Annotated in this window: 21 protein-coding genes; 9 read left to right on the top strand and 12 right to left on the bottom strand. The window is 72.9% G+C overall.

What is annotated here, in order from left to right:
- Positions 1-191: 191 nt before the first annotated feature.
- The 8 genes from rpmH to ISOVA_RS15195 all read left to right on the top strand — a co-directional run bounded on the left by rpmH (position 192) and on the right by ISOVA_RS15195 (position 6167).
- Complete coding sequence (gene rpmH, locus ISOVA_RS15230) at positions 192-329, top strand: 50S ribosomal protein L34 (RefSeq protein ID WP_013840089.1); 138 nt, start codon at positions 192-194, stop codon at positions 327-329.
- Between the two features lie 3 nt (positions 330-332).
- Positions 333-710 carry a ribonuclease P protein component gene (gene rnpA / locus ISOVA_RS15225; protein WP_041294938.1) on the top strand — a complete coding sequence of 126 codons (378 nt, stop codon included), beginning with the start codon at positions 333-335 and terminating at the stop codon, positions 708-710.
- A complete protein-coding gene (yidD, locus tag ISOVA_RS15780) occupies positions 707-1015 on the top strand; it encodes a membrane protein insertion efficiency factor YidD (RefSeq protein ID WP_013840087.1) in 309 nt (102 codons plus the stop codon). Before rnpA ends, yidD begins: the two co-directional genes overlap by 4 nt.
- Positions 1016-1072: 57 nt before the next feature.
- A complete protein-coding gene (gene yidC / locus ISOVA_RS15215) occupies positions 1073-2020 on the top strand; it encodes a membrane protein insertase YidC (RefSeq protein ID WP_013840086.1) in 948 nt (315 codons plus the stop codon).
- Positions 2021-2051: 31 nt separating this feature from the next.
- Positions 2052-2567, top strand: coding sequence for a Jag family protein (locus tag ISOVA_RS15210; RefSeq protein ID WP_041294937.1), 516 nt, complete (start codon positions 2052-2054; stop codon positions 2565-2567).
- Between the two features lie 128 nt (positions 2568-2695).
- Positions 2696-3367, top strand: coding sequence for a 16S rRNA (guanine(527)-N(7))-methyltransferase RsmG (rsmG, locus tag ISOVA_RS15205; RefSeq protein WP_013840084.1), 672 nt, complete (start codon positions 2696-2698; stop codon positions 3365-3367).
- Positions 3368-3545: 178 nt separating this feature from the next.
- The gene (locus ISOVA_RS15200) at positions 3546-4610 is read left to right on the top strand and encodes a ParA family protein (protein WP_013840083.1); all 1065 of its coding nucleotides are present in this window, start codon (positions 3546-3548) and stop codon (positions 4608-4610) included.
- Positions 4611-4775: 165 nt separating this feature from the next.
- On the top strand, positions 4776-6167 hold the full coding sequence (locus ISOVA_RS15195) for a ParB/RepB/Spo0J family partition protein (RefSeq protein WP_013840082.1): 1392 nt from the start codon (positions 4776-4778) through the stop codon (positions 6165-6167).
- A 183-nt stretch (positions 6168-6350) separates the two neighbouring features.
- Here the strand turns inward: ISOVA_RS15195 and ISOVA_RS15190 are convergent, their stop codons facing one another.
- The 8 genes from ISOVA_RS15190 to ISOVA_RS15155 form a co-directional block, all read right to left on the bottom strand.
- Positions 6351-7316: a D-alanine--D-alanine ligase family protein gene (locus ISOVA_RS15190; protein WP_013840081.1), complete on the bottom strand. Its 966-nt coding sequence runs from the start codon at positions 7314-7316 to the stop codon at positions 6351-6353.
- A 131-nt stretch (positions 7317-7447) separates the two neighbouring features.
- Positions 7448-8755 (bottom strand): aminotransferase-like domain-containing protein, encoded by a 1308-nt coding sequence (locus tag ISOVA_RS15185; RefSeq protein WP_049788503.1) that lies wholly within the window; start codon positions 8753-8755, stop codon positions 7448-7450.
- A 142-nt stretch (positions 8756-8897) separates the two neighbouring features.
- On the bottom strand, positions 8898-9230 hold the full coding sequence (trxA, locus tag ISOVA_RS15180; RefSeq protein ID WP_013840079.1) for a thioredoxin: 333 nt from the start codon (positions 9228-9230) through the stop codon (positions 8898-8900).
- Positions 9231-9262: 32 nt separating this feature from the next.
- On the bottom strand, positions 9263-10318 hold the full coding sequence (gene trxB / locus ISOVA_RS15175; protein WP_013840078.1) for a thioredoxin-disulfide reductase: 1056 nt from the start codon (positions 10316-10318) through the stop codon (positions 9263-9265).
- A 98-nt stretch (positions 10319-10416) separates the two neighbouring features.
- Positions 10417-12291 (bottom strand): protein kinase family protein, encoded by a 1875-nt coding sequence (locus tag ISOVA_RS15775; RefSeq protein ID WP_013840077.1) that lies wholly within the window; start codon positions 12289-12291, stop codon positions 10417-10419.
- Positions 12292-12349: 58 nt separating this feature from the next.
- Positions 12350-14038 (bottom strand): murein biosynthesis integral membrane protein MurJ, encoded by a 1689-nt coding sequence (gene murJ / locus ISOVA_RS15165; RefSeq protein ID WP_013840076.1) that lies wholly within the window; start codon positions 14036-14038, stop codon positions 12350-12352.
- Positions 14035-16215, bottom strand: a complete 2181-nt coding sequence (locus ISOVA_RS15160; RefSeq protein WP_186004556.1) for a DUF6049 family protein — start codon at positions 16213-16215, stop codon at positions 14035-14037. Before ISOVA_RS15160 ends, murJ begins: the two co-directional genes overlap by 4 nt.
- 19 nt (positions 16216-16234) lie before the next feature.
- Positions 16235-16846: an NUDIX hydrolase gene (locus ISOVA_RS15155; protein WP_041294935.1), complete on the bottom strand. Its 612-nt coding sequence runs from the start codon at positions 16844-16846 to the stop codon at positions 16235-16237.
- A gap of 92 nt (positions 16847-16938) precedes the next feature.
- Between ISOVA_RS15155 and ISOVA_RS15150 the strand changes: the two genes are divergently transcribed.
- Positions 16939-18417 carry a CCA tRNA nucleotidyltransferase gene (locus tag ISOVA_RS15150; protein ID WP_013840073.1) on the top strand — a complete coding sequence of 493 codons (1479 nt, stop codon included), beginning with the start codon at positions 16939-16941 and terminating at the stop codon, positions 18415-18417.
- A 3-nt stretch (positions 18418-18420) separates the two neighbouring features.
- On the opposite strand, the gene ISOVA_RS15145 is transcribed toward ISOVA_RS15150, so the two are convergent.
- The 4 genes from ISOVA_RS15145 to ISOVA_RS15130 all read right to left on the bottom strand — a co-directional run bounded on the left by ISOVA_RS15145 (position 18421) and on the right by ISOVA_RS15130 (position 23437).
- Complete coding sequence (locus ISOVA_RS15145) at positions 18421-19944, bottom strand: MDR family MFS transporter (RefSeq protein ID WP_013840072.1); 1524 nt, start codon at positions 19942-19944, stop codon at positions 18421-18423.
- A gap of 120 nt (positions 19945-20064) precedes the next feature.
- The gene (locus ISOVA_RS15140; RefSeq protein WP_013840071.1) at positions 20065-21420 is read right to left on the bottom strand and encodes an MFS transporter; all 1356 of its coding nucleotides are present in this window, start codon (positions 21418-21420) and stop codon (positions 20065-20067) included.
- Positions 21421-21668: 248 nt separating this feature from the next.
- A complete protein-coding gene (locus ISOVA_RS15135) occupies positions 21669-22760 on the bottom strand; it encodes an inositol-3-phosphate synthase (RefSeq protein ID WP_013840070.1) in 1092 nt (363 codons plus the stop codon).
- Positions 22757-23437 carry a PadR family transcriptional regulator gene (locus ISOVA_RS15130; RefSeq protein ID WP_013840069.1) on the bottom strand — a complete coding sequence of 227 codons (681 nt, stop codon included), beginning with the start codon at positions 23435-23437 and terminating at the stop codon, positions 22757-22759. Before ISOVA_RS15130 ends, ISOVA_RS15135 begins: the two co-directional genes overlap by 4 nt.
- Positions 23438-23548 lie beyond the last annotated feature (111 nt).

Below are 23548 nucleotides of genomic sequence, written 5' to 3'. Positions count from 1 at the left end.
TGACCGGGTGAGCCTGTGTCGCGTAACGTCGGACAGCCGTTCCAGGTACTTTCGCGCGCCCTCGGGCCTGCGGGCCGCGCACCTCGGGCCGGCCCGGTCGTCACCCGCGTTCGCGCTGGAGCCGGCCTGCAACAGCCCTGCATCGTCGAGGAACTGACGGTGTACCTCCCCGACGTTTCTTGGAGTACCTCGTGAGCAAGCGGACCTTCCAGCCGAACAACCGCCGTCGTGCCAAGACCCACGGTTTCCGGCTGCGCATGCGCACCCGTGCCGGCCGCGCCATCCTGGCGAACCGCCGGCGCAAGGGTCGCGCCGAGCTCTCTGCCTGAGTCGTGCTGCCCGCGGCGCACCGACTGCGCCGTTCCGTCGACTTCGAACGGGCGGTGCGCCGCGGCACGCGTGCAGGTCGATCGACCGTGGTGGTCCATCTCGCGCTCGACGAGCCCGAGGGACCGCCGCAGGTCGGTCTTGTCGTATCCAAGGCCGTCGGGAACGCCGTGCACCGGAACCTGGTGAAGCGCCGCCTCCGCAGCGCCGCCTCGGCGCACCTGGACGAGCTGCCCGACGGCGCACTCGCCGTCGTGCGGGCCCTGCCGCAGGCGGCGCAGGCTTCGTACTCCGAGCTCGATCGTGACGTCGCCCAGGGTTTCCACAGGGCCGTCGAGCGGTCGCGTTCCCGCCCCACCCGCCCGGCCGAGGGAGCGTCGTGACGAACGCGACCCTCGCGCACGGCCGTGACGCGCTGCGCGGCGTCCCCGCCGCCGTCCTCATCGGGATGATCCGCGTCTACCAGGCGGTCTTCTCCCCGCTCACGGGGCCCACCTGCAAGTACTACCCGTCGTGCTCCACGTACGCGATCATCGCGATCCGCACGCACGGGACCCTGCGCGGGACCGGTATGGCGCTGTGGCGCATCCTGCGGTGCAACCCCTGGAGCCTGGGCGGTGTCGACGACGTACCGCCGGCTCGCGCGTCGCGTTCTCGCGACGAGCACCGCGGCGCACGCACGCACTGATCTCCCGGCCGGCGCCACCGGGACCCACGCACTTGCGGACATAGGAGACAACTCGGGATGGACTTCTTCGCGTTCCTCTACCCGATCGAGTGGGTCGTGGCCTGGATCATGTACGGGTCGCACACGCTCTTCACCACGCTGGGGCTCGCGTCCGGCCCCGGCATCGCCTGGGTGCTGTCGATCGTCGCCCTCGTGATCGTCATCCGGATCGTGATGATCCCGCTGTTCTTCAAGCAGATCAAGGCGTCGCGCGGCATGCAGATGATGCAGCCGGAGCTCCAGGCGGTCCAGAAGAAGTACAAGGGCAAGACCGACCCTGCGTCCCGTGAGGCGATGACGCGGGAGACCATGGAGCTCTACAAGAAGCACGGCACGAACCCGTTCGCCTCGTGCCTGCCGATCCTGCTCCAGTCGCCGGTGTTCTTCGCGCTGTTCCGGGTGCTCAACAGCCTCCAGGCGATCTCCGAGGGGGAGTACTCGCGCGACTCGATCGGACCGATCGACCAGAGCGTCGCGAGCGACATCGAGAGCTCCACCCTGTTCGGCGCCCAGCTGTCCGACATCTTCATGCGGACCGACGACTGGCTCGCGCGCGGCGTCATCCTGTTCCTCATCGTCGCGATGAGCGCCACGACGTTCTTCACGCAGCGCCAGCTGACCATGAAGAACATGCCCAAGGCGGCCCTCGAGGGCCCGATGGCCAGCACGCAGAAGATGATGCTGTACGTCCTGCCGGTCATCTTCCTGATCTCGGGCGTGAACTTCCCGGTCGGTGTCCTCATCTACTGGACCGTGACCAACCTCTGGTCGATGGGCCAGCAGTTCTACACCATCAAGCGTATGCCGGCCCCCGGTTCGGAGGCGGAGCGCATCCTCAACGAGAAGCGCGCGGCAAAGGCTGCCGCCAAGGGCATCGTCGTGGAGGAGCAGCCGGCGGACGAGCCGGAGAAGCCGCGGGGCCAGCGCCAGCAGCCCAAGCGCAAGAGCCGGCAGAAGCGGAAATGACCTCGTGGGCGAGGAGAGGACGGATCAGCTGATGGGTACCGACGCCGCGGTCGAGAACGATCGGGACCGCACGAAGCAGCTCGAGGAGGAAGGCGAGATCGCCGCCGACTACCTCGAGGAGCTGCTCGACATCGCGGACCTCGACGGCGACATCGACCTCGACAGCAGGCACGGTCGCGCGGCGGTCGAGATCGTCGCCGACGACGACGAGGGGCTGCGCCCGCTCGTCGGACGTGACGGCGAGGTGCTCGAGGCGCTCCAGGAGCTGACGCGGCTCGCGGTGCAGGCGCGCACGGGGGAGCGGAGCCGCCTCATGCTCGACGTCGCGGGTTTCCGCGCCGCGCGACGCGAGGAGCTCACGCGCCTCGCAGAGCAGGCCGTCGCGCAGGTTCGCGAGAGCGGCGAAGAGGTCGAGCTCGAGCCGCTCAACGCGTTCGAGCGCAAGGTCGTGCACGACGTCGTGGCCGCGTCCGGACTGGTCAGCGACTCGCGCGGGGTCGAGCCGGAGCGCTACGTCGTGGTCCGGCCGGCGCCGCACGGCGACTGACGTACGGTGACGAGGGTCCGTTGTTTCACGTGAAACAGCGGACCCTCGTGGCGTCCGGGCGTGCCGACGGTGCGTCGTGGCGCGGGCGACGTCGTGCCGCGTCCTTGATCTGAGGGAGACACACAGAGATGAACGACTTCGAGGGTACTGGCGAGCACGCGGACGCGGTCGCCGACGAGGCGCTCGGCGAGAGCCCCGAGGTCCGCGCGTTCCTCGGGGTCGGTTACGAGCCCCTTGCCCGCTTCCACGACCGGCTGCGGGACGAGGGTGAGGTGCGCGGTCTCATCGGTCCGCGCGAGGTGTCGCGACTCTGGGAGCGACACATCCTCAACTCGGCGGCAGTGGTGCCGTACCTGGCAGGCGCGCGGAGCGTCGCCGACATCGGCTCCGGCGCAGGCCTCCCCGGGATCGTCATCGCGTGCATGCGACCCGACCTGGAGGTCCACCTGATCGAGCCGATGGAGCGCCGCACGGCGTGGCTGTCCGAGATCGCCGACGACCTGGGGCTGACGAACGTGCAGGTCAAGCGCGGTCGGGCGGAGGAGTACCACGATGCGTTCGAGGTGGACGCGGTGACGTCACGAGCCGTGGCGGCGCTGTCGAAGCTCGCGCGCATGAGTCTGCCGCTGCTGCGCCGGGGCGGGGAGATGGTGGTCCTCAAGGGACGCAACGTCGCGCAGGAGATCGACCCCGCGCGCAAGGTGCTTCGCACGTTCAAGGCGTCGGAGCCCGAGATCCTCGAGGGCACGACCGTGCCGGGCGTGGAATCGACGACGATCGTCCGCATCCGTCGCGGCTGACCCAGGCGTCCGCACCGCGGACGTTTCACGTGAAACCTCTGCCGCGATGACCGTCGGCGCCGGCTCGGGAGACCTGTGTGTTGCGGCGGTCGCCGACCGCTTCGACAACGTAGAGTGAGCGCGGTACCTGCGCGACAGCCGCGCGACCGCCTCCTCCCCGACGCCGAAGGAGTTGCCCGTGAGCATGGGTCCCGACACCGTCGCCAACGATGCGCGTGACGAGGGTCCGGACGACGAGCTCGCGCACGACAGTGCCGACCCTGCTTCGGACCTCACCCTGTCGTGGGGCGACGGGCAGCAGGGCGAGGACCACCGCGCCGCGCTCATCGCGTCAGTCCCCGACGTCGACGAGTCGACACCGCTCGCTGCCCAGCTCGCCCTGGACGCACGGCGGCGGATCGACCTGCGGGGCCGAAAGTTCGAGCGCCCGCCGGAGACCAGGATCATGACGGTCGCCAACCAGAAGGGCGGCGTCGGCAAGACGACGACCACGGTCAATCTCGCGGCCGGCCTTGCCCAGGCCGGCCTGAACGTGCTGGTCGTCGACAACGACCCCCAGGGCAACGCGTCGACGGCGCTCGGTATCGAGCACCGCGCGGGCACCCCGTCCATCTACGAGGTGCTCGTGGAGGACGAGCCCCTTGCGGCGACGGTGCAGGCGTGCCCGGACGTCCCCGGCCTGTGGGCCGTCCCCGCGACGATCGACCTCTCGGGCGCCGAGATCGAGCTCGTGTCGCTGGTTTCACGTGAAACACGGCTCCGCAGGGCCCTCGACACGTATCTGCGCGAGCGGGTCGAGCGCGGCGAGGAGCGCATCGACTACGTCTTCGTCGACTGCCCGCCGAGCCTCGGACTCCTGACGGTGAACGCCTTCGTGACCGCACGCGAGGTGCTCATCCCGATCCAGTGCGAGTACTACGCCCTCGAGGGCCTGAGCCAGCTGCTCAAGACGATCGAGCTCATCCGGGCGCACCTCAACCCTGAGCTCTCGGTGTCGACGATCCTCCTGACGATGTACGACGGCCGTACCAACTTGGCGCAGCAGGTGGCGGAGGAGGTGCGCGAGCACTTTCCGCGCCAGACGCTCAGGACCACCGTCCCGCGGTCGGTGCGCATCTCCGAGGCACCCAGTCACGGGCAGACGGTGATGACCTACGACCCCGGTTCGACGGGTGCGCTCGCCTATCTCGAAGCCGCTCGTGAGATCGCGGAGCGCGCCGTTCAGCGCGCTGACCTGCGATGATGCGCGTAACCTCGCGTATGGGCGACGTCCGGGGCGACCGCGTGGGTCGCGCGGGCGACACGACGAAGGACGCCGGCCGGTGCTCACCGGCGCACGTCATGATCGGTAGGACGATGGAGGCACGATGACGGGCGACCACCGGACGACGGTGCAGGAGGATCTGGGATGAGCCAGAAGAGGCGAGGACTCGGCCGCGGATTGGGTGCACTGATCCCGTCGGCTCCCGAGGGCGAGCGGCCCGTCGACGTGTTCTTCCCGAGCGGCGACAAGGCGACCAACGGCACCGCCGGATCCTCGGCACTCGCCGCGGTCCCGGACACGCGGTCCGAGACGGATGACTCCGGATCGAGCGCGGACTCCGGAGTGCGCGCCTCGACGCGGACGCGCACGTGGGACTCGGCGATCGCCGGCGGCCGGCTCAAGATCCGCACCGTCGGTGCCGACCGTGCGTCCGGCACGGCCGAGTCGGAGCCTGGCGAGACGGACATCAGCGAGACGGAGCCGGGTGAGCGCACGCCGGACCCGATCGCGGAGCTCGGCGCGCTCGCGACGCGTCTCGAGTCGGGAGCCGTCGAGGACTCCGCCGTGCGGCACGGCCCCGAGTACCTGGGTCCTGAGTTGGGTCTCGTGAGCAGCATCGAGGTGAGCGACCCGGCGGCGGACGCCACGGCGAACGAGCCCGAGCCGGGCGACGTTTCACGTGAAACGGAGCCCGACCTGGTCCCCGTCCCCGGCGCCACCTTCGCCGAGATCCCCGTCGGCTCGATCCGGCCGAACACCTGGCAGCCGCGGACCGTCTTCGACGAGGGCGAGCTGGACGAGCTCGTCGACTCCATCCGTCAGATCGGCGTGCTGCAGCCGATCGTGGTCCGGCCGGACAAGGAGCGGCCGGGGGAGTACGAGCTCATCATGGGCGAGCGGCGGTGGCGCGCCGCCACCGAGGCCGGCCTCGACACGATCCCGGCGATCATCCGGTCGACCGAGGACTCGGACATGCTGCGTGACGCGCTGCTCGAGAACCTGCACCGGGCGGCGCTCAACCCCCTGGAGGAGGCCGCGGCCTACCGGCAGCTGCTCGACGACTTCGGGTGCACGCACGAGGAGCTGGCCTCACGGATCGCACGGTCGCGTCCCCAGATCTCGAACACGCTGCGCCTGCTGAAGCTGCCGCCGCTGGTGCAGCGCCGCGTGGCCGCGGGCGTCCTGTCGGCCGGACATGCGCGGGCCCTTCTGGGGCTCACGGACGGGGCAGAGATCGAGCGGCTCGCTCAGCGCATCGTGTCCGAAGGGCTCTCGGTCCGTGCGACCGAGGAGATCGTCACGATGATGGTCGACGGGGCGGACGAGAAGCCCAAGCGTCGATCGCCGCGCGCGGGTCAGCGGAGCGAGGCGGTGGACGAGCTCGCGACCCGTCTCTCCGACCGATTCGAGACGCGGGTCAAGGTCACGGTCGGCAAGACCAAGGGCCGCATGACGGTCGAGTTCGCCTCTGTGGAGGACCTGAACCGCATTCTCGCGGTGATGGTTCCTGACGATCCTGGATTGCTCAAGGGCTAGCTCGACGAGGGAGAGCCGGGGTGTTTCACGTGAAACGCCCCGGCTCTTCTTTTGCGCCCGCGGCGTCGGCGCGGTGTTTCACGTGAAACGCGATCGAGACCGGCCGGGCGAAGCGTTGCCGTTTCACGTGAAACAGCACCAGCGAACGGCAACAGCCGACAGCAGGCGGTGCGCCCGCCTGGACTACCCGCGTACCGGGACGGCGTGCTCGACAAGCTGCCGGTAGACGACCGGGAGCTCGAGCCCCGCGGCGGCGACGGCCTGGGGGAGGAGCGACGTCTCCGTCATCCCCGGTGCGACGTTGATCTCGAGCACCGAGGCCGGTCCGTCGGCCGGGAGGATCATGTCGGTCCGTGACAGGTGCCGCAGGCCCAGCGCCCGGTGCGCGCGGACCGCCACGTCCGCGACGTGCGCCGCCTGGTCCGGGGTGAGCCGCGCCGGCGCGAAGTACTCGACGGGGCCGGGGTTGTACCGCGCGTCGTAGTCGTAGGCGCCCTCGGTGACGATCTCGACCGCGGGCAGGGCCTCCGGACCGTCGGGCCCGTCCAGCACCGACACGGCAAGCTCGATGCCGTCGATCGCACGCTCGATGAGCGCGGTGTCGCCGTACGCGAAGCAGTTGACCATGGCGCGAGGGAACTCGGCGGCCGTCTCGACGCGGGTCACGCCCAGCGCGGAGCCGCCCTGGACCGGCTTGACGACCAGCGGCAGCCCGAGACGCTCGACCACGGCGTCGAGCACAGCCTGGGCCCCGAGGTCGCGGAAGAGCGCCTGGGGAAGGGTGACGTAGGCGGGTGTGTCGATGCCTGCGGCCAGGAGCGCGGCCTTCGCGACCGGCTTGTTCCAGACGGCGCGGCTCTCGCGGGGGCCGCTTCCCACGTAGGGGAGGCCGACTAGGTCGAGGACGTCGCGGATCGAACCGTCCTCGCCGCTCGCACCGTGCAGGAGGGGCCAGACCACCGCGGTCCGCGTCTCGCGCAGGAAGGCGAGCAGGTCGGCGTCGACGTCGTGGAGCTGCACCTCGAGACCCGCGGCGCGGAGCGCCTCGGCGACGCGCCGGCCCGAGCGCAGCGACACGTCACGCTCGTGCGAGAGGCCGCCGGCGAGCACGACCACCGGGCCGAGGCGGCGTCCCGACGAGTCCGACATGGCCGAACTGTCGGGAGCGGCGTCCACGGCGTCGGTGGGAGCTGTCGCACGGGCGGTCGAGGTCATCGAGGAGTCACCTGTCGAAGTCGGGCGGACGTGAGCCACGCAGCGATGCTACGCGGAGACGCAGGTCAGGCGAGGTCGGGCGACGGGATCTCGACGTCGGTCGGGTCGTCGTCCGGCCGCGCCGACGTGCCGAAGAGCTGCACCAGCTCCGCCTCGGCGTTGACGACGGCCGCGAGGCGGCGCACGCCCTCGCGGATGCGTTCCGGCGTCGGGTAGCAGAACGAGAGGCGCATGTGCCCGGCACCGCGTCCGTCGTAGTAGAACGCCGTGCCCGGGACGTAGGCGACCCGTCCCGTGACCGCGCGGGGCAGCATCGACTTGGCGTCGAGCCCTTCGGGCAGCCGCACCCACACGAAGAACCCGCCGCCCGGCACGTTCCACGACGCCGACGGAAGGTGCTCCGAGAGCGCCCCGACCAGTGCGTCGCGCCGGTCGCGGTACATCTCGCGGTAGGTCTTGATCTGGCCGCGCCAGTCGCACGTCTCCAGGTATGTGTCGACCGCGAGCTGCGAGGCGTTCGAGGGGGAGAGGATGGACGACTCGCTCGCGAGGACGAGCTTCTCCCGCACGGCGTGGGGCGCGATGACGAAGCCCACGCGGTACCCGGGCGCGAACGTCTTGGAGAACGACCCGAGGTAGAGGACGCCCTCGGCGTCGTACGAGCGCAGCGCCGGCAGCGGGTCGCCCTCGAAGCCCAGGAGGCCGTACGGGTCGTCCTCGACGACGAGCACGCCGTGCCGGCGGCAGATCTCCAGCACCTGCGGGCGTCGCTCGAGCGAGAGCGTGACGCCCGCCGGGTTCTGGTAGTTCGGGATGGTGTAGAGCAGCTTGACGGGCCGCCCCTCGGACTCGAGCCGCGTGAGCGTCGCCTCGAGCTCGGCCGGCACGAGGCCGTCGGCGTCCATCTCGACGTGCACGACGTCGGCCTGGTAGGAGCGGAAGACACCGAGCGCCCCCACGTACGACGGCGCCTCGGCGAGCACGACGTCGCCCGGGTCGACGAAGATGCGGGTCACCAGGTCGAGCGCCTGCTGCGACCCGGTCGTGACGACGACGTCGTCCGGGTGCGCCTCGACGCCCTCGAGCGCGACGACGTCGAGGATCTTCTCGCGCAGGGACTCCTCGCCCTGGCCGGAGCCGTACTGGAGTGCGGTGGTGCCCTTGGTCCGGATGAGGCGCTGCATGGCCTCGCCGATGACGTCGAGCGGGAGCCCCTCGATGAACGGCATGCCGCCCGCGAGCGACACGACCTCGGGCCTGTTCGCCACGGCGAACAGGGCCCGGATCTCCGACGCCCGCATCCCGTGCGCTCGCTCCGCGTACGCGCCGAACCAGGGGTCCAGGCGCGTGCCGGAGGAGTGCTCGGGGGTCATGGGCTGCTCGGTCACGCCCCCCAGTGTCGCACGCCACGCGTGGAGGATCCGTGACCGCGCCGCGGAGAGAGACATCCTGTGGTAACGACGACGGTGGCCGCCGCGGTCCGGGGACCGCGTGCGACCGCCGTCGTGCAGCGCCTCAGACGGAGGCGAGGACCGACTCGATCTCCTCGACGAGCGCCCGCTTGGGGCGCGCCCCGATGATCGACTTCACGACCTCGCCCCCGCGGTAGATGTTGAGGGTCGGGATGGACGTGATGCCGTAGGCCATGGTCGTGGCCTGGTTGGCGTCGGTGTCGAGCTTCGCGATCTTGATCTTGCCCTCGTACTCCTCGGCGAGCTCCTCGAGGATGGGCGCGACCATGCGGCACGGGCCGCACCACGTGGCCCAGAAGTCGACGAGCACCGGCACGTCGGACTCGAGGACCTCGCTTCGGAAGGTGTCGTCGGTGACAACGACCGTGGATGCCATGAAGGATGCTCCTTCTTATCGACGGGGGCGGCTCAGCCGACCTGCTGGAGGGCGGCAGGAAGACCGTCCGGGTTGGGGACGGCAGGAGTGCCCGCGACGTCGGCCTCGCCCGCGGCGTCCGCGAGCTCGGTCAGGTACGCCTGGGCGTCGAGCGCCGCGGCGCAGCCGGAGCCGGCCGCGGTGATGGCCTGGCGGTAGGTGTGGTCGACGACGTCGCCGCACGCGAAGACCCCGCGCAGGTTCGTCCGGGTCGATCGGCCCTCGACGAGGATGTAGCCCTCGTCGTCGAGGTCGACCTGGCCCTTGACGAGGTCGGTGCGCGGGTCGTGGCCGATCGCCACGAACAGGCCGGTGACGGGCAGCTCGCGCTCGGCGCCGGTCACCGTGTCGCGCAGCGTGAGCGCGGTGACCTTGTTCTCACCGGAGATGCCGACGACCTCGCTGTTCCAGGCGAACTCGATCTTGGGATCCGCCAGGGCGCGGTCGGCCATGATCTTCGAGGCGCGCAGCGCGTCGCGACGGTGGACGACCGTGACCTTCGACGCGAAACGGGTGAGGAACGTCGCCTCCTCCATCGCGCTGTCACCGCCGCCGACGACGGCGATGTGCTGGTCGCGGAAGAAGAACCCGTCGCACGTGGCGCACCACGACACGCCGCGGCCCGAGAGCCGCTTCTCGTCCGGCAGCCCGAGCTCGCGGTACGCCGAGCCCGTGGCCAGGATGACCGTCCGCGCCCGGAACGTCTCGCCGCCGCCCGTGACGACCGTCTTGACGTCGCCGGTCAGCTCGAGCGTCTCGGCGTCGTCCCACAGCACGCGCGCACCGAACTTCTCCGCCTGCTCGCGCATGGCGTCCATGAGGTCGGGACCCTGCACCCCGGCGGGGAAGCCCGGGAAGTTCTCGACCTCCGTGGTGTTCATGAGCGCGCCGCCCGCCGTGACGGACCCCGCCACGACGAGGGGGGCCAGGCCTGCGCGCGCCGCGTAGATCGCGGCGGTGTAGCCGGCCGGTCCCGAGCCGACGATCACGACGTCGTGGACCGGGGTCTCGGTGGTGACGTCGGCGGCGGTGGTCGGCTGGTCGGTCACGTTCACTCCTGCAGTACTGGTCGGTGGCCGGAGAGTCCGGCCGTTCGCCTCAACACATCGACACTATTCGATGTTCCCCCGCGAGCGCGCGAGCCGTCTCACGACACGACGATCTCGTTGAGCTCGAGGCGGTACTCGCCCTGGCTCTGGGGCAGCTCGGTGATCCAGATGACGAACGACGTGAGCACCTCGGGCTGCTCGAGCTTGAGCTCGGTCACCTCCGAGAACTGGCCCTCGCCGAGGAGCGTGCCGCCCTGCGGGTCCTCGGCCGTCGTCGCGCGGATCTCCCACCGGCCGCCGGTCGAGTTCGTGTTGAGCTGGATCGTCGTGACGGGCGCGGGCTCGCGCAGGTTGACGACGTAGCCGGCGCCGGTCTTGAAGCCGCCCCACACCGGGTTGTTGCGGTACGTCCGGGTGTACCAGAACGTCGACGGGTCGGCGTCGTAGGCCAGCTCGACGGCCTCGGGGTGCTCGCCGTCGCCGTCGACGAGCGGGTCGAGCTGGTCGCCCGACTCGATCACGGGCCGGACCGGCTCCTCGGTCTCCTCCGGTGTCGGCGAACCCTCGCCCTCCGCCTGCTCGGCCTCGCCCGTGGGCTCGGCGGCGACCGTGGGGGTCGGGTTCGTCTCGATCGCGGGCTCGAACGGGGCGAGCGCCTGGCCCACGGCCCACAGCGCGCCGGCGATGACGCCCACGATGACGAGGCCGAGGACGATGGGCGTCGGGTTCACGCCCTTGCGCCGCGGCACCGGCGTCGTGGCGAAGCCACCGGTCTCCGGGTGCGTGCCGGGGCCCTGCGGGGGCGCGGCAGGCTGCGGCCCGGTCACGGGCGGGGCGGCGTACGCCGCGGGCGGGTACGCGCCCGCGCCGGCCGCGTAGGCGGTCGGGACGGGACCCGCCCCGTGCGGGTGCCCGTACGCCTGCGTCGCCGCGGGGTCACCCGCGGGCGCTGGCGGCACGGGGGCGCCCGGCGCCCCGGGAGCCTGCACCTGGCCCGCGGCGTACCCGCCCCCCGCGCCGACGGCTGCCGCGCGCGCGATGCGGCCCGAGTGCGGCCGGCGGACCGGGGGAGCGGGCGGCGGCGTGCCGGGTCGCGACATGCCCGGTGCCTGCGTGCCGAGCACGGAGGAGCGCACGGGCTGCTCGGCGGGCGGCTGGACGAAGCCCGGCAGCGCGGCGACGACCGACACCTCGCCCCACGGCTCGAGCGCGTCGACGACCTCGGCCGGCGTCGACGGGGCCTCGGACCCGTCGCCCGCGAAGGTGCGGCGCACGAGCGCGTCGAGCTCGGCGTCGACGTGCGGCACGAGCGTCGAGACGGGCACGACGCCGGACGCGTCGGTCTGGGCGGGCAGCGGCCGGACGGCGTCGGGCGCGATCCAGGGCTGGTCGAGGCTCTCGCCGGGCCAGCGCGCGGTGAGCGCGTAGTAGGCGAGCGCGACGAGCGCCCGGGCGTCCGCCGCGGCGGCGTCGTCGCCGGACATCTCGACGCCCGCGAGGCCGGCGTCGAGCCCGAGCCCGGTCACGACGACCCGGTGCCCGTCGACGCGCACCGCCTCGGGCCGCAGCACGAGGTGGTGGACGCCGCGGCGGCGCGCGGTCTCGAGCGCGGCGGCGGCCTCGCCCACGACGGCACGGGCCTGCTGCGGGTCCACGAGACCGCCCGAGACGATCTCGGTCAGCGACGACCCCGTGTAGGGCTCGGTGATGACGTACGCCTGCGGCCCCGTGCCCAGGTCGAGGCTGCCGACGTCGAGCACGCGCGACAGGCGCGGGTCCGCGACGAGCGCGGCCCGGCGCGCGGCGTCGAGCGCGGCCGGGGCGTTGGGCCCGGCGGCGAAGGTGACGCGGACGGGCCGGTCCAGGATCTGGTCGTGCGCCTCCCAGGCCTCGGCGGCCGCGAGGTCGGTCGCGGCGGGCCGGTCCAGCCGGTAGCGGTCGACCACGACGGTTCCGGGCTGTGCGGTGGTCACCTGGCCTCCTCGGTGGGTCGGGACGGGGCGTCCGTCCGACCATCGTACGGGCGGGCCGTCATCGCTTGACGCGCCGCAGGATCGGTGCCAGCGCGTCGTCGAGCTCGCGCACGCGCAGCAGCTTGAGGCCCGCGAGGTAGACCACCGTCATGACGACGCCGGCCGCCGCGGTCGCCCCGAGGGCGTGCGGCCACGACGCGACGTCGTACCCGTCCATGAGCCGCACCACGAGCCACCCGAGCCCGCCCGCGACCGCCGCGGCGAGCCCGGCGCGGACGTAGAGCCGCAGCACCCGGTGCCCGTCGATGCCGTGGAGCTTGCGCCGCATGCCGCGGATGCGCAGCAGCACCGAGATCCACGTCGACAGCGCGTAGGCGCCGCCCGCGGCGATCGCCCACGCATCGACGGGCAGCGTGAGGCCGGCGACGACGAGCGCGGCGACGAACGTCGCGGTCGCGATCACCTGGATGACGAAGATGCTGCGCCCGTCCTCGAACGCGAAGTACATGCGGCGCACCATGACGGTCGCACCGAGCCCCACGACGCCGAGCGCCATGGCCTGGAGGATCGGCGCGACGGCCGCGACGTCCTCCTCGCCGGCGATCGGCAGGAGCGAGCGGGTGAGCGGCTGGGCGAGCACGAGCAGCGCCGCCGCCGAGAACACGGAGAAGACGCCCGCCGACCGCAGCCCGACCGACATGTCGCGGCGGACGGCGTCGAGGTCGCCGCGGTGCACCGCGGCGGTCATGCGCGGGAAGAGCACGGTCACGATCGAGACCACGACGAGAGAGTGCGGCAGCAGGTAGATCGTCATCGCGTTGGTGTACGCGAAGTTTCCGGCGACGGCCTCGCCCGCGTCGGACCCGGCGCGCCCCGCGCCGCCGAGCATGTTCGTCATGTACCAGACGCCGACCTGCTCGAGCGCGACCGCCCCGAGCGTCCACCCGACGACCTTGCCCGCCGAGCGCAGGCCGATGCCGCGCAGGCCGAGGCGGAACCGCCACGTGAACCCCGAGCGGCGCAGCGGCACGATGAGCAGCAGCGCCTGCACGGCGATGCCGAGCGTGGCCGTGGCGCCGAGCAGCACGGTCTGCGTCGTCGTCCAGTCGCCGAGGTCGTTCATCCCGCCCTCGGGTGCCCGTCCGAAGACGACGAGGAACGCCCCGAAGCCGATCAGCGAGACCACGTTGTTCGCGACGGGCGCCCACCCGTACGCCGCGAACCGGCCGCGCGCGTTGAGCACCTGGCCGAGCAGCGTGTACAGGCCGTAGAAGAACACCTGCGGCAGGCACCACAGGGCGAACACGGTCGCGAGCTGCCGCGCCTCGGGCGTCCACGCCTCGCGCAGCGTGTACAGGTGGACGACGACGGGCGCCGCCGCGACCAGCACGACCGTGCCGACGAGCAGGCCGAGCCCGGAGATGCTGAGCAGCTTGTCGAGCCGCTCCTGCGCGTTGTGCGCCTGCATCGCCTTGAGGATCTGCGGCACGAGCACCGACTGCAGGACGCCCGCGGCGATGAGCGCGAACAGCATGTTGGGCAGCTTGTTCGCGATGTCGAACGCGTCGGCGACCGTGCCCAGCGTGCCGACGCAGCCGACGAGCAGCATCGTGCGCACGAGCCCCGACGCGCGCGACGCGGCGGTGCCCAGCGACATCGCGAGCGAGCTGCGTCCGAGGCTCGCGCGCTCGGGTGCCGACGGCGCGCCGGTCTCGGTCGCGCCGTCCGCGGCGGGGTTGTCGCTCATGCGGTGTGGTCCTCCGGTTGGCTCTGGCGGGGCGGCACCACCGGCGTGGGGGCGGTCGCGGGGGCCTCGGTGGGCGCCGGGGCCACCCGCTCGCCCGTGGTGCGACGCGCGGACCGGCCGCGCCGTACGGTACGCCAGATCCCGCCCACGAACAGCAGCCCGATCGCCGCGGCGACGACCGCGGTCCCGACGGTCTCCCAGCCGGCGCGCACGCGCACCTCGAACGACGTCGGCTGGAGCACCGGCGTGCCGCTGGGCGCGAGGACCTCCACGCGGATGCCGACGTCGCCCGAGCCGATCGCGCGGACCCGTACGGGCACGTCGACCGCGCTCTCGGCGGGGACGACGACGGTCGGCCGGTCCTCGACGACGAGCCGCGGGTCGTCCGGGCGCAGCACGACGGTGACCGTCGCGTCGACGGGCAGGTCGTTGCGGACGCGCACGGGCAGGTCCCCGGTGTCCGAGATGAGCGTCGGCGTCCCGCGCGGGACGACGCTCAGCCCGGCGCGGAGCTCGTCGGCGCGGGCCAGCGCGGACTCGACGGCGGTGCCGCGCGCGTCGGGCGCCGAGCGGTACGCGACCGCGAGCGGCGCGGTGAGGGCCGCGTCGATCCCGCCCGCGAGCGTGGCCGGCTCGGCGGCGACGCTCGCGTACGCGTCGACGGCGGCGCGCGCGTCCGCGAGCCGGCGCACGGTCGCGGGGTCGAGCTCGGCGGCGTCCGGCTCCGACCCCGGGAGCGGCTCCCCCTCGACCCGGGGCGCCGGGCGGTCGAGCAGGTCGGTGAAGGGCACCACGTCGACCCAGCCGCTCGCCTCGAGCTCCTCGAGCAGGGAGCGCATCGCGGCCGGGTCCGGCGCCCAGTCGCGCGGCATGGCGGCGACGACGTGCACGGGCTCGCCGTCCGGGCCGCCCTGGGCGAGCACGCGGGCCGCGGCCTGGTTGGCCAGCACCGCGGTGTCGGCGAGCAGGCGGCGGGCGTCGGCGAGCGTGGGGCCGGCGCCGCGGGTCGCGGCGGCCGCCAGGGCCGTGGACAGGGACGGGTCGGCGACCACTGCGGAGACCGGCCCGCGCGGCGTCTCCACGCGGGCGAGCGCGGTCGCGGCGGTTCCGCCGCGGGTCTCGAGCCCGTCCGGGACGAGCACGTGGTCGGCGCCCGCGGCGCGCGCGGCACCGAGGGTCTCGACGTCGGGCGCCCCGACGGGCCACGCGAGCGACGTCGACCACGCCGACGGGGGCTCCCACCCGCCGACGCCGAGCTCGGGGTTCGCGGCCGCGGCGATGCCGTCGTCGCTCAGGCCCGCGTGCGCGAGCGCCCCGAGGTCGGGGTCGAGCGCGGGGAGGGTCACGACGTCGGGCGCGGGGCCCGCCGAGGTGCCGGTACCGCTGATCGCGTCGGCCCACGCGAGCGTCTCGGTGTCGTCCGACGACGCCGCGGTGGCGACCACCGCGGGGTCGACCGCGAGCGACACGGCCGGGCCTCCGCCGTCGGGCACCGCGAGGTCGAGCGTGCCCGCGAGGCCGCCGCCCGGCGCCGTGAGCACGTCCACGCCGGCCGCGTAGGCCTCCGGGTCGGCCGGGTCGAGCGGGGGGCCGGTCACCGGCGCCAGGACGCTGAGGCGGATCTCGGCGGGCGGCGACGCCGGGCCCGTGCCGTCGACGGGGTCGAAGAGGAAGAACGTGTGCAGCACGTCGGCGGTGCCCTCGGCGTCGCGGACCGCGACCGACATCTGACGCGGACCCCAGGGTGCGTCGGAGCGCAGCTGCAGGTCGGCGTCGACGTCCATCTCGAGCGTGACGTCGGCCGAGCCGCCGGGCGGGACCGCCTCGACCGTCTCGGTCGCCTGCCGCGTGCCCGCCGTGCGGTTCGACTCCTCGTCGGCCCAGCGCGCGAGGGCCTCGCGCGACGTCACGGGGCGCCACCCGGCCCCGAGGTCGACGTCGAGGTCCTCGACCGGCTCGGGGCCCTCGTTCGTGACGCGGACGGTGACGCGGACGGTGTCGCCGGGGCCGGCCACCGTCGGGGTCGACGAGACGAGCTCGACCGTGACGCCGTCGTGGGCCGACGTCGTCACGGCCGCCCGCGGCTCGGCTCCCGCCGCGGGGAGCGCCGCGAGCGGCCCGAGCAGCGTCGCGACCGGGACCCCCAGCGCCACGAGGGCGCGCAGGAGACGAGGCACCGACGAGCTCACCGCCGCCTCACCCCACGAGACCGGGGTTCCGGGCCAGCACTTGCTGGGCGGTCACCGCCAGATGTTGCTCGTTGGGGTAGGACAGCCGTTGCGGCAGCTCGTCGACCGCGACCCACAGGGCGTCCTCCGCCTCGCGGTCCGGGTCGCCGTCGGCGCTGATGACGCCACCCTCCGACCGGAGCAGGAAGTGGTGCACGACCTTGTGGACGCGACGGTCCTCCCCGGTGAACCAGTAGTCGATGACGCCCAGCTCGGCCCGGATCGTCCCGCGGATGCCCGTCTCCTCGCGGATCTCGCGCACGGCCGCCTCGGCCGGCGTCTCGGAGCCCTCGAGGTGGCCCTTCGGGAGGCACCACTCGAGCCGGCCGCCGCGGTTGCGGCGCACGATGACGGCGGCGCGCAGGCCGTCGCGGGTCCTCTCGACCACGAGGCCGCCCGCCGACGTCTCCTCGACGATCGGCAGCGACGGAGCGGGCGGAGCGACGGTGCCCCCGTGGCCGTCCGGGCCGGGGTGGAGGCGCGCCGGGTCGACCTTGAGCGGGTGCCCGCCCGGCGGGAGGGGGACCGGCACGGCACGGCGGCGCTCGGGGCGGCCGCTCGCCGGTACCGGGGAAGACATACCGCCCACCCTACCGAGAACGCGCATGCCCTCCGTCACACCCCGCGGCCGAGGATCGCCCGGACGGCGGGCATCTGGGAGGATGGGACGCCGTGTCGACCCCTGAGCAGGACCTGCTGCGCCGCGCCCTCGCCGTGCTGACCGAGCTCGCCCCCGCCGCCATCGAGCTGGGCGAGGTGTTCCGGTCCGCCGGTCACGAGCTCGCGCTCGTCGGCGGCCCCGTCCGGGACGCGTTCCTGGGCCGCGCGAGCAACGACCTCGACTTCGCGACGTCGGCCACGCCCGACGAGACGCAGGCGCTCCTGTCCCGCTGGGGCGACGCGCACTGGGACATCGGCAAGGAGTTCGGCACCATCGGGGCGCGCCGCTTCGCCCGCGGGCGCGGCGAGGACGCGGAGGCCGACGTCGTCGTCGAGGTCACGACGTACCGCAGCGACGAGTACGACCCCGCGTCGCGCAAGCCTGTGGTCGCGTTCGGCGACACGCTCGAGGGCGACCTCTCGCGCCGCGACTTCACCGTGAACGCCATGGCGGTACGCCTGCCCGAGCTGACGTTCGTCGACCCGTTCGGCGGGCTCGAGGACCTCGCGCGCCGGGTGCTGCGCACGCCGATCGCCCCCGAGCGGTCGTTCGACGACGACCCGCTGCGCATGCTGCGCGCCGCGCGGTTCGCCGCCCAGCTGGGGTTCGGCGTCGACAAGGCGACGCGCGCGGCGATCGTCGACATGGCGCCGCGCATCGAGATCGTCTCGGCCGAGCGCGTCCAGGCCGAGCTGACCAAGCTCATCTGCGCGCCGTCGCCGCGCGCGGGCCTCGAGGTGCTCGTCGACTCCGGGCTGGCCGACCACGTGCTGCCCGAGCTGCCCGCGCTGCGCCTCGAGATCGACGAGCACCACCGGCACAAGGACGTCTACGAGCACTCGCTCACGGTGCTCGAGCAGGCCATCGCGCAGGAGACCGGCCCGGACGGGCCCGTGCCCGGCCCCGACCTCGTGCTGCGCCTCGCGTCGCTGCTGCACGACGTCGGCAAGCCGGCCACGCGGCGGTTCGAGCCCGGCGGCGGGGTCAGCTTCCACCACCACGAGGTCGTCGGCGCCAAGCTCGTCGCCAAGCGGCTGCGGGCGCTCAAGTACGAGAAGCAGGTCGTCAAGGACGTCGCGCGGCTCGTCGAGCTGCACCTGCGCTTCCACGGGTACGGCGAGGGCCAGTGGACCGACTCGGCCGTGCGCCGCTACGTGACCGACGCCGGCCCGCTGCTCGAGCGGCTGCACCGGCTCACGCGCGCCGACTCGACGACGCGCAACAAGCGCAAGGCCAAGCGCCTGGCCGACGCCTATACCGACCTCGAGAACCGCATCGCCCGCCTGCGCGAGCAGGAGGAGATCGACGCGATCCGCCCGGACCTCGACGGCACGCAGATCATGGCGATCCTCGGCATCCCGCCGGGCCCGGAGGTCGGCGCGGCGTACAAGCACCTGCTCGCGCTGCGCATGGAGCACGGACCGCTCGGTGAGGAGCGGGCGACCGACGAGCTCAAGGCGTGGTGGGCCGCCCGCTCCTCCGCGGGGTAGCGCTCAGTGGAAGGCCGGGCCGCCCGCGCCCTCGGGTGACGGCGGCCGCCGCAGCCGCGTCGTGAGGAGCACCGCACCGATCATGACGACGGCGCCGACGACGAACGCGGTCCGCGCGCCGCCGGTCAGGGCGTACGGGGCCGAGGTGCCGCCGTCGAGCAGCGCGACCTCCCGGAGCGTGAGGATCGCGACGAACAGCGCCGTGCCGGCGGCGCCCGCGAGCTGCTGCACCGTGCTGATCGCGGCGGAACCGTGCGAGTAGAGCCGCGGCTGCAGGCCGCCGAGCGCCGTCGTGAACACCGGCGTGAACACGAGCGCGAGGCTGAGGCTCAGCGCGAGGTTGGCCACGAGCACCATGACGACGGGCGACGTCGGCGTGAGCATCGCGAAGAGCAGCATCGACACGCCGACGCCCGCGACGCCCGGGAGCACGAGCGGCCGGGGGCCCACCTTGTCGTAGAGGTTGCCGACCACCGGGCCCAGCAGACCCATCGCGAGGCCGCCCGGCAGCAGCACCAGGCCGCTCGTGAGCGGCGCGAGCCCCATGGCCTGCTGCAGCACGAGCGGGATGAGGATGATCGCGCCGAACATCGCGATCATGCTCACCGACAGGATCCCCACGCCGAGCGCGAAGCCCTTGGCGCGGAACACGCGCAGGTCGAGCAGCGCCGCGTCGGTGCGCTGGAGCACGAGCTGGCGCCACACGAACAGGGCGAGCACCGCCGTCCCGACGCCGAGCGGCACGGCCGGCGACACCGGCATCGCGTGCCGCGCGGACTCGCCGAGGGCAGACAGGCCGTAGACGAGCCCGCCGAACGCGACGGTCGCGAGCAGCAGCGAGAGCAGGTCGAGGCGTTGCCGCGACCGGTCGGCGACGTCGCGCACGAGCACCGCACCCACGGTGAGCGCCGCGAGCGCGATCGGCAGCACGACCCAGAAGACCGCGCGCCAGCCGAGCGAGGTGACGACGGCGCCGGACATCGTCGGCCCGAGCGCGGGCGCGACGGCGATGACGAGCGACACGTTGCCCATGACGCGGCCGCGGTGGTGCGGCGGCACGACGGTCATGATCGTGGTCATGAGCAGCGGCATCATGATCGCGGTGCCGGACGCCTGGACGACGCGCGCGGTCACGAGCAGGCCGAAGCCGGGGGACAGGGCCGCGAGCAGCGTGCCGGCGCTGAACAGCGACATCGCGAGGATGAACGCGCCGCGCGTGCCGAGCCGCTGGAGCAGCCAGCCCGTCGTCGGGATGACCACCGACATGGTGAGCATGAACGCCGTCGTGAGCCACTGGCCCGTCGACGCGGTGATGCCGAGCTCGTCCATGATGGGCGGGAGCGCCACGCCCATCGTCGTCTCGTTGAGGATGACGACGAACCCGGACGCGAGCAGCAGCGCGACGACGAGGAAGTTCTCGCGCGAGAGGCGGTCGTCGTGCCCGGTCCGCGTGCCCGGCGCCGGCGCGGGTGCGTCCGTCGCCACGGGTCTGTCGCTCGGTGGTGCCGCCTGAGTCTGTCCGTCCATGTCCCCTCCGGATGCCGATGGTGAGACCGCGGGCGACGCTGCGCACGACCTACGTTGGTGAAACCTGTCTCATCGTGCGGTATTCCGCACGAGGGGGTCGACGGCTTTTCGGGCCACGACTCATCGGTCGCCGCTCGACGCGGCCCCGGCGGTGCGCGCGGGCGCCACGTCGGCGTGCGCGGGCGTCCGCGCGCCGCGCAGCGCCATGACGGCCGCGACCGCGACGTACGCGACGGCGAGCCCGCCGAACAGGGCGGGCGACCACCCGTCGTCGGGCACGACGACGGTCGCGAGCGTCGCGGCGCCGACGAACGCCGCGTTGTAGAGCACGTCGTAGAAGGCGAAGGCCCGGCCGCGGTAGTCGTCGTGCGTGTCGCGCTGGACGATCGTGTCGACGGCGATCTTGGCGCTCTGCGCCGCGAGACCGAGCAGGCCGGCCGCGAGCAGCACGGTCGTGCGCGTGGGCTGCGGCAGGAGCAGCAGCTGGGACGCGCCCGCGCCCGCGAGCACGATCGCGATCCACGCCTGCGGGCCCGTGTACCGGGACAGCACCGGCGTGACGAGGACGGCGCACGCCCCGCCGACGCCGGTCATCGCGATCACGAGCCCGAACGTCGCCAGGCCGCCGGCCGTGTCGCCCGGCGCGGACAGCAGGTTGCGCGAGATGAGGATCGACGCGATGAAGACCACGCCGTAGAGGAAGCGGTGCACGGCCATGACGAGGAGGCCCTGACCCGGCGTGCGGCGCCGCACGAGGTAGCGGGCGCCGTCGGCGAGGCCGCGCGCGACCGCGGCGAGCTCGGCACCCAGCCGCTCGCGCGACGGGTGCTCGGGGCCGAGCTGGTCGGGAGCGAGGCGCAGCGCGAGGGCCGCGGCCGCGCCGAAGACGAGCGCCGCGCACACCAGCGCCGCGGCGTCGTGCACGGGGCCGGCCGGGATGCCCAGCCCGATGACGAAGCCGACGCCGCCGCCGAGGAACGCGGCGCCCGCGCCGAGCGTGGGCGTGAGCGAGTTGGCCGTGAGCAGGAGCGGACCGTCGACGACGCGGGGCAGGCCCGCGGAGAGTCCGGCGAGCAGGAACCGGTTGACGCTCAGCGCCACGAGCGCCAGGACGATGATCCACGCCTCCGCCACGCCCGCGAGGCCGGCCGTGAGCATGACGGTCGCCATCGCGCCAGCGACGACGAGCCGCACCGCGTTGCCCGCTGCGAGCACCTGCCGGCGCCGCCAACGGTCGAGGAAGACGCCGGCGAACGGCCCGACGAGCGTGAACGGCGCGAGCATGACCGCGAACGCGCCCGCGATCGCCGGCGCCGTGCCCGCGCGCTCGGGCGAGAAGAAGAGCAACGACGCGAGCCCGACCTGGAACATGCCGTCGCCCGCCTGCGAGACGAGCCGCACGGCGAAGAGCTTGCGGAACCCGTCCAGCCGCAGCAGCGCGCGCAGCTCGCGCCAGGTCTCGGTGATCCCACCCACGGCCTCAGCCTTTCACGTCGAGGTAGCGCACCAGGCCGCGAGGTAGCGCACGATCCGGCGAGGTAGCGCTTGGTCCGGCGAGGTAGCGCTTGGTCCGGCGAGGTAGCGCGTCCGCTCGCGAGGTAGCGCGCGATGCAGGACGCAGAACGCCCGACGACGGGCGAAAGTGCCGTCGTCGGGCGCCCTGGCGCTACCTCGGCGCGGAACGCGCTACCTCGCGAGAGAACGCGCTACCTCGCGAGTAAGACTCAGCGCTCGACCTCGCCGCGGATGAAGGCCTCGACCTGCGCGCGGCCCTGGGTGTCCTCCATCTGGACGGGCGGGGACTTCATGAAGTACGTCGACGCCGACAGGATCGGGCCGCCGATGCCGCGGTCCTTGGCGATCTTCGCGGCACGGATCGCGTCGATGATGATGCCGGCGGAGTTGGGGGAGTCCCACACCTCGAGCTTGTACTCCAGGCTCAGCGGGACCTCGCCGAACGCGCGGCCCTCGAGGCGCACGTAGGCCCACTTGCGGTCGTCGAGCCAGGCGACGTAGTCCGACGGGCCGATGTGGACGTTGCGGTCCTCGACCTTGCCGCCGAGCGGGCCGGTGAGGTTCGAGGTGACCGACTGGGTCTTGGAGACCTTCTTCGACTCGAGGCGGTCGCGCTGCAGCATGTTCTTGAAGTCCATGTTGCCGCCGACGTTGAGCTGGTACGTGCGGTCGAGGATGACGCCGCGGTCCTCGAAGAGCTTCGCGAGCACGCGGTGCGTGATGGTGGCGCCGACCTGCGACTTGATGTCGTCGCCGACGATCGGCACGCCCGCGTCCTCGAACTTCTTCGCCCACACGGGGTCGGACGCGATGAAGACCGGCAGGGCGTTGACGAACGCGACGCCCGCGTCGATCGCGCACTGCGCGTAGAACTTGTCGGCCTCCTCGGAGCCCACCGGGAGGTACGAGACGAGGACGTCGACCTTCGCGTCCTTGAGCACCTGGACGACGTCGACCGGATCGGCGTCGGACTCGTCGATCGTGGCGCGGTAGTAGTCGCCGAGACCGTCGAGCGTGTGGCCGCGCTGGACGATGACGCCCGTCGGCGGGACGTCGGCGATCTTGATGGTGTTGTTCTCCGAGGAGTTGATCGCCTCGGCGAGGTCGAACCCGACCTTCTTCGCGTCGACGTCGAACGCCGCCACGAACTCGAGGTCGCGCACGTGGTAGTCGCCGAACTGCACGTGCATGAGACCCGGGACGGTGTCGGACGGGTCGGCGTCGCGGTAGAACTGCACGCCCTGGACCAGGGACGATGCGCAGTTTCCGACGCCGACGATGGCAACGCGGACGGAGGTCATCCTCGCTCCTTGTTTCTCGGGGCCGGGGCGTCGGGCGCCCCGGCGGTGTGGTCTCGATCGCGGCCGCGCACGCGGTCGCGCTCCGTGGTGATGAGTGCGTCGAGCCAGCGCACCTCACGCTCGACCTGCTCGAGCCCGTGCCGCTGCAGCTCGAGCGTGTACTCGTCGAGCCGCTCGCGGGTGCGGGCGGCGGACTCCCGGACCGCTTCCAGGCGCTCGGTCAGCCGGGTGCGCCGGCCTTCGAGGATGCGGAGGCGGGTCTCGGCGTCGGTCTGCGCGAAGAGCGCGAACCGCACGTCGAAGCTCTCGTCCTCCCAGGCCGCGGGCCCGGACGACGACAGGACCGTCTGGAGGTGCTCCTTGCCCTCCGCGGTGAGCCGGTACACGATCCGGCCCCGGCGTCCGGTCGCCAGCGGAGCCTTCGTGCCCGACGGCGGTCGCCCGGCCGCGGGGCGCGTCGCGCCCCGCGTGGTGGTCGCCGCGGGCTCGGGGTCGGCCGTCTCGATCAGGCCCCGCGCCTGCAGCGACTTGAGCGCGGGGTAGAGCGTCCCGTACGAGAACGCGCGGAACGACCCCAGCAGGAGGTTGAGACGCTTGCGCAGCTCGTACCCGTGCAGGGGAGACTCGTTGAGGAGCCCGAGGATCGCCGTCTCGAGCACGGTGGACCTGCTGCGCACGGCGGCCTCCCTCCGGCTGCTCGACGACGGACCGTGACGGTGATGTCAGACTCGACGTATCGAGTCGATACATCGCGAGGATAGAGCGGGTCGAGGGGTGGCGCAACGGTA

It is taken from the genome of Isoptericola variabilis 225, from assembly GCF_000215105.1.
Taxonomy (GTDB): Bacteria; Actinomycetota; Actinomycetes; order Actinomycetales; family Cellulomonadaceae; genus Isoptericola; species Isoptericola variabilis_A.
Note: the sequence above shows the minus strand (reverse complement) of the source record. Positions and strands in the feature narration are given on the sequence as shown.